Annotated in this window: 5 protein-coding genes and 1 pseudogene; all 6 read right to left on the bottom strand. The window is 66.6% G+C overall.

The annotated features are described in order from the left end of the window. A pseudogene (kasB, locus tag AC5Y4H_RS20945) lies at window positions 1-658 on the bottom strand (3-oxoacyl-ACP synthase KasB); the annotation flags it as partial. 79 nt (window positions 659-737) lie between these two features. Next, window positions 738-1,988, bottom strand: coding sequence for a 3-oxoacyl-ACP synthase KasA (gene kasA, locus AC5Y4H_RS20940; protein ID WP_499984598.1), 1,251 nt, complete (start codon window positions 1,986-1,988; stop codon window positions 738-740). Further along, window positions 1,985-2,332 carry a meromycolate extension acyl carrier protein AcpM gene (gene acpM / locus AC5Y4H_RS20935; protein ID WP_007770614.1) on the bottom strand — a complete coding sequence of 116 codons (348 nt, stop codon included), beginning with the start codon at window positions 2,330-2,332 and terminating at the stop codon, window positions 1,985-1,987. The genes kasA and acpM overlap by 4 nt, the downstream gene beginning before the upstream one ends. Window positions 2,333-2,419: 87 nt before the next feature. After that, on the bottom strand, window positions 2,420-3,328 hold the full coding sequence (locus AC5Y4H_RS20930) for an ACP S-malonyltransferase (protein ID WP_499984594.1): 909 nt from the start codon (window positions 3,326-3,328) through the stop codon (window positions 2,420-2,422). Between the two features lie 143 nt (window positions 3,329-3,471). Then, on the bottom strand, window positions 3,472-4,794 hold the full coding sequence (locus tag AC5Y4H_RS20925; RefSeq protein ID WP_499984593.1) for a PucR family transcriptional regulator: 1,323 nt from the start codon (window positions 4,792-4,794) through the stop codon (window positions 3,472-3,474). Window positions 4,795-4,972: 178 nt separating this feature from the next. Continuing rightward, entirely contained in the window at window positions 4,973-7,762 is a 2,790-nt protein-coding gene (gene aceE, locus AC5Y4H_RS20920; RefSeq protein WP_499984592.1) for a pyruvate dehydrogenase (acetyl-transferring), homodimeric type, read from the bottom strand. Window positions 7,763-7,791: the final 29 nt, after the last annotated feature.

Raw genomic sequence — 7,791 nt, 5'->3', positions numbered from 1 at the left:
TCTTGGTCGACATCACGATGCGCATCTGGGCGAACGCCGCGATCGGCACCGCTTCGATGCGGGTCTCGACGCCACCGCAGATGGCGATGTCGGCCTCGCCGAACACGATGTTGCGCCAGGCCTGCGCCACACCCTCAGAACCCGACGCGCAGGCCGACACCGGCGTGATCACCCCGGCCTTTGCCTGGCGCTCCAGTCCCACCGCCGCCGAGGCGCCGTTGGGCATGTACTTCTGAACGCCCAGCGGAGAAACGGCCTTCATGCCACGAGCGCGCATGTCGTCGTAGCTGAAGACCATCTCCTCCGATGAACCCAAACCGGTGCCGATGGACACCATCAGTCGATTGCTGTCGACCTCGGGAGAACCGGCGTTCTCCCAGACCCGGCGGCCCAGAATGGTGGACATCCGCTGCAGATAGCCCGTCCGGCGCAACTCGATGCGGGTCATCTGGCTGTCGAATTCCTCCAGCAGATGCCCGCCGATGCGCACCGGCAGGTCGAACTCCTCGACGAACGGATCCTCGAGTTTGCGGATACCACTTTGGCTGTCCAACAACAGCTTCCAGGTGTTCTCGGCATCGGTAGCCAACGCGGTCGTCATGGCAACGCCAGTGACGACCACGTTCGGGAGCGTTTTCCCGGTAACCAGCTCTGTCATGGGTCTTGCGAACGTTCCTTCCAATTTGTCCGGCTCCTCTGCGGGCCGTTTGCAGCCCGCATCGTCGCCGGACGCCGTGCTAGTAACGCCCGAAGGCGAGTGCCACGTTGTGGCCGCCGAACCCGAATGAGTTGTTGATCGCATAACGGAAATCGCCGTAGCGGGGTTCGCCCGCGACAACGTCCAAATCGATCTCGGGATCGGGCGTTTCGTAATTGAGTGTTGGCGGTATCACGCCGTCCCGAAGGCTCAATACCGTGAGGACAGATTCCAAAGCTCCTACGGCACCAATGGAGTGCCCCAGAGCCGACTTCGGTGCGTACACTGCCGCTTCCTGGCAACCGGCGACCCGAATGGCGTTGGCCTCGGCGGTGTCACCGATCGGCGTCGCGGTGCCGTGCGCGTTGACGTGGTCAATGTCCTTGGGGGACAAGCCCGCCAGCTCGAGCGACCTCGTCATCGCCCGACCCGCACGGACGCCGTCAGCCGCAGGTGCCACCATGTGGAACGCGTCCGAGGTGATGCCGGCGCCCATCAGCCGAGCCAGAGGCTTGGCGCCCCGGGCCTTGGCGTGCTCTTCGGTCTCGATGATCATCAGCGCCCCGGCCTCACCGAACACGAAGCCGTCGCGGTCCTTGTCGAACGGCCGCGATGCGCGCTCAGGCTCATCGTTGCGCGTCGACATGGCCCGCATCATCGAGAACGCCGCGATCGGCAGCGCCTCGATGGGACCCTCGACACCGCCGCAGACGGCGAAATCGGCGTCACCCATGATGATCTGACGCCACGCGTGAGCGATCGCCTCCGAGCCCGACGAGCAGGCCGAAACCGGAGTGATGACCCCAGCGCGAGCGCCGAGCTGCAGGCCCACCACCGCCGCGGCGCCGTTGGGCATGATCATCTGGACCGCGAGCGGCGACACCTTGCGGGGGCCGCCCTCGTTCATCAGGTCGTAGCTCTCCACGATCCTTTCGGCGCCGCCGAGCCCGGTGCCGACCACGACCGAGAACCGGTCGGGGTCGACGTCCGGGCTGCCGGCGGCCTCCCACAACTGACCGCTGAGTAGCTTGGCCAACCGCTGCACGTAGGACATGCGGCGCAAGTCGAGCCTGCTCATGTGTTCGTCGATGGGCTCCTTGAGGTGTCCACCGATCTTGACGGGCAGGTCCCACTTGGTGATGAACTCGTCTTCGAGGACGTGGATGCCGCTCTCGCCGGCCAACAAACCCTTCCACGTGCTCTCGATGTCCGGCGCGATCGATGTCGTCGCCGAGACGGCGGTTACCACAACGCTGGGGTAACCGCCATTAGCAGTGGAAGGCTTGCTCACTTGCTGTCCGCTTCCAGCCTCGACTTGACGTTGGCGACCGCCTCGGGGTTCTCGGTCTCCAGCTTGGCGCGCAGCGCCTCGGCAGCTTCGGGGTTCTCTTCCTCGAGCTTCTGGATGTAGGAGACGACGTCACCGACGGTACGCAGACCGGCGAGGTCCTCGTCGGGGATCTTGACGCCGTACTTGTCCTCGGTCTGAACGGCGATCTCGACCATCGACAGCGAGTCGATGTCCAGGTCGTCGACGAAGGACTTCTCCGGGGTGACCTCGGAGGGCTCGATACCGGTTACCTCTTCGATGATCTCGGCGATACCGGCGATGATTTCTTCCTGGCTGACAGCCACAGCATGCTTCCCTTCGTAATGTGTTGTGTCTTGGTCGAATTGACGTGCTATGCGGTTGTACTGGTTGTGCAACTGGTCGAGCTGGCTTTAGAGCTCGGCCAAAGCGTCCAGGTCTGCGGGCGACTTGACGGCACGAGCCGTGATCCCCCGAAGTTCTCGTTTGACGATGCCGGTGAGGGTTCCCGCGGGCGGGAACTCCACGGCCGCAGTGACTTCCAGGTCACGCAGCGTCGCGGTGCACAGGTCCCAGCGCACCGGCTGGGTCAGCTGAGCGACCAACGCCTCCATCGCCGCGGCCGCCGACGCGACCGGCTTACCGTCGCGGTTCGACAACAGCGTGGCGGTGGGCTCGGTCGTCTGCACGGCTGCCGCCGCGGCGGCGTAGCCGTCGAGCGCCGACGCCATGTATTTGGTGTGGAACGCCCCGGCAACACCGAGGGCGCGCACCCGGGCCTTCTCCGGTGGGTCTTCGGCCAGCTTCTCCAGCGCGGACAGCGAGCCCGCGGCGACGATCTGCCCGGCGGCGTTGCGGTTCGCGGGGAACAGGTCAAGTTGCTCGAGCCGGGCAAGGACTTCGCCCTCGTCGCCTCCGAGCACCGCCGACATGCCGGTGGGCTCGACGGCGCAAGCCTTGGCCATCTCGGCGCCTCGGGTGGCGGCCAGCGCGACGGCGTCGTCGGCCGCGATCACGCCGGCGATCGCGTACGCGGCGATCTCTCCGACGGAATGGCCGGCGACGACCAGTTCCGCATTCGACAGCAGGCCGCGCTTGGTCAGTTCCTGGTGGGCTAGCAGCGTGGCGGCGACAACCAGCGGCTGGGTGACCGCGGTGTCGGTGATCTCGTCGGTCGATGCGGTGGTGCCCAGGCGCACGAGGTCGAGGCCACTGGCCTTGGACCACAGCGCCAATTGGTCAGCAGCGCCGGCGAGCTCCAGCCATGGCGAGAGCATCCCCTCGGTCTGCGAACCCTGTCCGGGCGCAAGCAATGCAATCACGTGTTTAAGAGAACACTGTGGAAACGGTTTTGGCGGGTGTATCAGATTATGAACCTCGTCTTAGGTTTTTGTGAACTCCCTACAAAACAGCTCCTTAAGCTACGGGTTTGATATCGTGCCGCGATCTGTTGGCTGGGTCACTGTCATCCGGATTGCCGGGCGGCAACCCCTCTGACCGGCAGCGGAACCGCGGGCATGGCGCTGTTGTCGGCGTTTGAAGGATTGGTCGGGTAGTTGAGCTGGCCGACCGTCGCCGCCACTCGCAGCACATATGCGTCGCGCGGCTGCATGGGATCGCGGCCGGTGAAGTCGGTGATCCGCTTGAGTCGGTAGCGCACCGTGTTTGGATGAACGAACAACTTTCTGGCGCATGCCTCAATCGCGCCGCCACAATCTAAGTAAGCGTCAAGGGTCTCGATCAGCGTGGGACCGGCGTCGGCCAGCGGGCCCATCACGTCGGTATGCAGCGCCACGATCGCCGACGCATCGCCCATCAGCGCCCGTTCGGGCAGCAGTTCGCGGGCCGGCACGGGCCGCGGCGCTCCACGCCAGCCACCCACGGCATTCATGCCGGATATCGCCTCGCTGGCGCTGTGGTAGGCCGCGGTCAGCATGGGCGCGGTCGGTCCGACGACCACCGGGCCGTCGGCGAACGCCACCAGCAGATCGCCGAGGAATTTGTCGGTTGGCGACAGTTGGCCGGACACGATCGCGACCAGCCAGGTGCCGTGCACGTCGGTGAGGGCCGCGCGTCCGTGCTGCGCGGCGATGTCCCGGACGTGCTGACTCGCGCGCTCGCTGTCGTCGGGGCCGGTCGATCCGTCGCGGCCGGGGGCCGGTGTGCCGACCACGACCGTCGCCGGAGCGGTGGTGTCCCAGTTCAGCGCCGCGGCGCGGGATAGCAGCTCGGGGCCGGTGTCGCCGCGGACCACCGCGTCCACGACGCTGGCCTCCATCCGGCTGTCCCAGGTCCCCCGTGCTTCGGCCGCGTTCGCGTAGGCGGTGGCGGCGGTGAACGCCAGGTCGCGGCTGTACTTCAGGATGCCCACGGTCAGGGCGGTCAGCTGCTCTTCGGAGCGGGCCAGCAGCGGGACCACTTCTTCGAAGAAGTCCATGGTCACGCGCGCCATGTCGACGCTGTGGCGCAGCGCGATGCGGCGGGCGAGGTCCTGAGGCACCAGCTCGAAGGCCTGCGCGGTGTGGCTGACGTTGCTGTGCGGGTCCTGCATCCACTCGGCGAAGTTGTTGATGGCCGTCTGCACCACCAGCGCCATGCTGGCCCGCTGCGAGGCTTCCAGGTCGGCGAAGAACGGCAACCGATCGCCCATTACCGAGACCGCCTCGGTGGCCAGCCGGCCTGAGTACTGCTTCAGCCGGCGCAGCACGGAGTCCGGCACGGTGTCCAGCAGCTCCAGGGGCGATCGTGGCTGCTTGGCGAACGGACCGGCGAAGGGATTGTCATTCACCCCTAAAACCTACGCGCCTTTTCTAGAAGTTTCCCCCAAAGGCGGCGCGTGGCGTTCTTAAGAACGCCGCCAAAGCGTCAAGCGCGGGCCGCGAGCGTGAAGCTGACTTCACGTTCGACGCCGAGGGTGAACCTAGCTTCACGCTCGGCGCGGGGCTGGATAGAGCAGCGACGGAGCGTCAGGCCACACCGGGGTCCGACGTCTGCTCCGGGGCGGCCTGCACGTCGTCGATCCTGTACTGGCGGGCCGCGGCGATCGGCACCGACGGGTCGATCTCACCGCCGCGCGCCAACGCCTCCAGCACCGCGACCACCTGCGATTCGGCGTCGGTGTTGAAGTACCGCCGCGCCGCCGGCCTGGTGTCGGAGAAGCCGAAACCGTCGGTGCCCAGGGTGACGTAGGTGCCCGGCACCCAGGGCCGGATCTGCTCGGGAACGGCGCGCATCCAATCCGACACCGCGACCACCGGCCCGCTCGCGTCAGACAGGGCCTCGGTGACGTACGGGACGCCGGCGGGCCGGTCCGGATGGCGCAGTCTCGCCCTGTCGACGGCCACACCGTCGCGGTTCAACTCGCCCCAGCTGGTCACCGACCACACGTCGGCGGCGACGTCCCACTCCGCGGCCAGCATCTCCGCGGCGTTGAGCGCCGACGGCATCGCCACCCCGGACGCCAGGATCTGCGCCCTGTTGGTCCGCTGTTCGGTGGCGGCGCGGTAGCGGTAGAGGCCGCGCAGCACGCCCTCGGGGTCGAAATTCTCCGGCTCGGGCGGTTGCACGTACGGCTCGTTGTAGACGGTGATGTAGAAGTAAACGTCCTCGGGGTTCTCCCCGAACATCCGCGCCAGGCCGCTCTCCACGATGTAGGCGATCTCGAAGGCGAACGCCGGGTCGTAGGCGACCACCGCCGGGTTGGTGCTGGCCAGCAGCAGCGAGTGGCCGTCGGCGTGCTGCAGGCCCTCCCCGGTCAGCGTGGTGCGTCCCGCGGTGGCACCGAGCAAGAAGCCGCGCGTCATCTGGTCGGCGGCGGCCCACAGGCCGTCCCCGGTGCGCTGGAAGCCGAACATCGAATAGAAGATGTAGATCGGAATCATCGGCTCGTTGTGCGTCGCATACGACGTGCCCGCCGCGATGAACGACCCCACCGACCCCGCTTCGTTGATGCCCTCGTGCAGGATGTGGCCGCCTTCGCTTTCCTTATAGGCCAGCATCAGCTCGGCGTCCACTGCCGTGTACAGCTGGCCGTTGCGGTTGTAGATCTTCAGCGACGGGAACCACGAGTCCATCCCGAACGTGCGCGCCTCGTCGGGGATGATCGGCACGATGCGCGGGCCAACTTCCTTGTCGCGCAACACTTCTTTGAAGGTCCGCACAGTCGCCATGGTGGTGGCGACCTCCTGGTTACCCGAACCCTTCTTCAGCGCGGCGTAGGTCTCTCGGCCCGGCAGCCGCAGCGCCTTCGTCTTGGTCCGCCGCTCGGGCAGGAAGCCGCCGAGGGTGCGGCGGCGATCGACCATGTAGCGGATCTCCTCGGCGTCGGAGCCGGGGTGGTAGTAGGGCGGCAGGTAGGGATCCTCTTCCAGCTGCGCATCGCTGATGGGAATCCGGATCGCGTCGCGGAAGTCCTTGAGATCTTGCAGCGCAAGCTTTTTCATCTGATGCGTGGCGTTGCGGCCCTGAAAGTGCGCGCCCAGCGAGTAGCCCTTGATGGTCTTGGCCAAGATCACCGTCGGCTGGCCCTTGTGGTCGACGGCGGCCCGGTAGGCGGCATAGACCTTGCGATAGTCGTGGCCGCCGCGCTTGAGGTTCCAGATCTCGGAGTCGCTCATGTGCTCCACGAGCGCCTTGGTGCGCGGATCGCGGCCGAAGAAGTGGTCACGCACGTAGGCGCCGTCGTTGGCCTTATACGTCTGGTAGTCGCCGTCGGGGGTGGTGTTCATCAGGTTCACTAGTGCGCCGTCGCGGTCGGCGTGCAGCAGGGCGTCCCACTCGCGGCCCCAGACCACCTTGATGACGTTCCAGCCGGCGCCGCGGAAGTACGACTCCAGCTCCTGGATGATCTTGCCGTTGCCGCGCACCGGGCCATCGAGGCGCTGCAGGTTGCAGTTGACGACGAACGTCAGGTTGTCCAGACCCTCCAGCGCCGCGACGTGCGCCAGACCGCGGCTCTCCGGCTCGTCCATCTCGCCGTCGCCCAGGAAGCACCACACGTGCTGGTCCGACGTGTCCTTGATGCCACGGTCGTGCAGGTAGTGGTTGAACCGCGCCTGGTAGATGGCGTTGAGCGGGCCCAGGCCCATTGAGACCGTGGGGAATTCCCAGAAGTCGGGCATCAGCCGCGGGTGCGGGTACGAGGGCAGCCCGCCGGCGGCGTGGCTGTGCTCCTGCCGGAAGCCGTCCATCCGGTCGGCGGTCAGCCGGCCTTCCAGGAAGGCCCGGGCATAAATGCCCGGGGACGCGTGGCCCTGAATGAACACCTGGTCCCCGCCGCCGGGGTGCGATTTGCCGCGGAAGAAGTGGTTGAAACCGACCTCGTACAGCGCAGCGGACGAGGCGTAAGTCGAAATGTGGCCGCCCACACCGACTCCCGGGCGTTGGGCGCGGTGCACCATGATGGCCGCGTTCCACCGGATCCACGCGCGATAGCGCCGCTCGACGTCCTCGTCGCCGGGGAACCACGGCTCTAGTTCGGTCGGAATGGTGTTGACGTAATCGGTCGACGTCAGCGACGGGATGGCGACGCGCTGCTCGCCGGCCCGTTCCAGCAAGCGCAGCATCAGATAGCGCGCCCGCGACGGGCCGGAGCGCTCCAGCAGTTCATCGAAGGACTCCAGCCACTCCGACGTCTCTTCTGGATCGATGTCGGGTAGGTAGGAGGCCACCCCCTCGCGGATCACCCGGACGCGGTCGGGTTCGGTTGCGCTGTTGGGGTTTGTGGCCAGATCGTGGCGCACGAACTCAGTTGTCAACGCACTACTCCTGTTGTTGGCGGAATGTG

This window comes from Mycobacterium sp. NGS58 (assembly GCF_059812385.1).
This window is presented reverse-complemented; position numbering and strand designations above follow the sequence as displayed.